The organism is Pseudonocardia sp. KRD291, assembly GCF_019263595.1.
In the GTDB taxonomy this organism is placed as follows: domain Bacteria; phylum Actinomycetota; class Actinomycetes; order Mycobacteriales; family Pseudonocardiaceae; genus Pseudonocardia.
Genome location: NZ_JADQDD010000501.1, coordinates 1 through 1,830, shown reverse-complemented (window position 1 = coordinate 1,830; position 1,830 = coordinate 1). Strand labels below are relative to the sequence as shown.

General features: G+C 77.6%; 1 protein-coding gene. It reads left to right on the top strand.

Features of this window, described 5'->3' with window-relative positions; translation table 11 throughout:
- Positions 1-1,763, top strand: a 1,763-nt coding sequence (locus tag I4I78_RS32200) for an amino acid ABC transporter ATP-binding/permease protein (protein ID WP_218615282.1), incomplete at its 5' end; no start/stop codon positions are given.
- Positions 1,764-1,830 lie beyond the last annotated feature (67 nt).

Sequence of the window (1,830 nt, the reverse complement as noted above, 5' to 3'; positions counted from 1 at the left end):
TGCGGGCGCTGGTCACAGCGGTGCTCCGACCACGGGCCCGGCAGATCCTCGCCGGGGCCCTGTTCGGGGCACTCGCCACCGCGTGCGGCGCGGGCCTGCTCAGCCTCGCCGCGTGGCTGATCGCGACGGCGGCCACCCATCCCCCGATCACCGCGCTGAGCGTCGCCGTCGTCCTGACCCGCGCGCTCGGCGTCGGGCGCGGAGTGGCGCGGTACTGCGAGCGGCTGGTCACCCACGACGCCGCGCTGCGCGCCCTCGCCGACGCCCGCGACCGCGTCTACGCCCGCCTCGCCGCGTCCGAACCGGTCCGCCGGTTCCGTTCCGGCGACCTGGTCAGCCGCCTGGTCAGCGACACCGACTCGGTACAGGACCTGATCGTCCGCGGCCTGGCCCCGCCGGTGGCCGCCGCCGTGGCCGGGTCGGGGGCGGTCCTGCTCTCCGCGGCGTTGCTGCTGCCCGGCGGCGTCCTGCTCGCGACCGGGCTGCTGCTGGCCGGGCTCGCGGTCCCGGCCCTCGCCGCCGCGGCCGGGCGCCGTCCCGCGCAGCGGAGCGCCGCGGCCCGGTCCGAGCTGTCCACCGCGCTGGTCGACGTCCTGCACGGCGCACCGGACCTCGTCGCCTACGGCGCGATGGGCCGCGCCGCCGACGCCGTCCGGCGTGCCGATGCCGAGCTGACCCGCACCGCCCGCCGCGACGCCCGGCTGCTGGGGCTGGGCGCCGGGGCGTTCTCCCTGGTCGCAGGGCTGACCCTGGCCGGGTCGATGCTGCTGGGCGTGGGTGCGGTGGCCGGCGGCACGCTGGGGCCGATCCCGCTCGCGGTGCTGGTGCTGACGGCGCTGGCCGCCTTCGAGATCGTCGCGCCGCTGCCGGGTGCGGCGGCCCGTCTGGGCACGGTCCGGTCCGGCCTGACCCGGCTCGGTGGTGTCCTCGCCGTCGAACCGGCGGTGCGGGTACACGCGCAGGAGTCCCGGCCCCGGCCGATCCCGGCCCGCGGCGACCTGCGGATCCGCGGCCTGCGGGTCCGGCACCGCCCGGAAGGCCTCGTCGACGAGGACGCCGGAGACAGGCACCCCGGTAGCGGGGGCACCCCGGGCACCGAGCCCGTCGGGACCCCGCTCGTCCTCGACGGCCTCGACCTCGACGTCCCGGCCGGAGCGCACGTCGCGCTCGTCGGCGCCAGCGGTTCCGGGAAGTCCACCCTGGCCGCGGTGCTGTTCCGGTTCCTCGACCCGGAGTCCGGCTCGGTCTCCCTGGGCGGCGCCGACCTGCTGACCCGCGCGCCGTACGCGGTGCGGGCCGCGGTCAGCGGCGTGCCCCAGGACCCGCACGTGTTCGACTCGACCGTCCGGGAGAACGTCCGCCTGGCCCGGCCGGAGGCCACCGACGCGGAGCTGCGCGCGGTGCTCGACCGGGTCGGGCTCGCCGGCCTGGGTCTCGACCACGAGGTCGGCACGCACGGGATGCGCCTGTCCGGTGGCATGCGGCAACGCCTCGCCCTGGCCAGGGCGCTGCTGATCGACCCGGCCCTGCTGGTGCTCGACGAACCCACCGCGCACCTGGACCCCGACACCCGCGACGCCGTCCTCGACGACCTCGTGACCGCGTCCGCGGGCCGCTCGGTGCTGCTGATCACCCACGATCCGGCGTGCCTGCGCCGGGCCGACGCGGTCCACGTGCTGCGCGGCGGGCGGCTGCACCGCGACCGCGGGACCGGGCGTCCCGCGGTCGATCCGAACACCTACCCTGCTCCGAACGCCTCTTGACACGCGCGCGCCGGGCTCTCAGCACGATCACAGGAGCCCGGTGCCACTGTTGAGATCACCTGGCTGC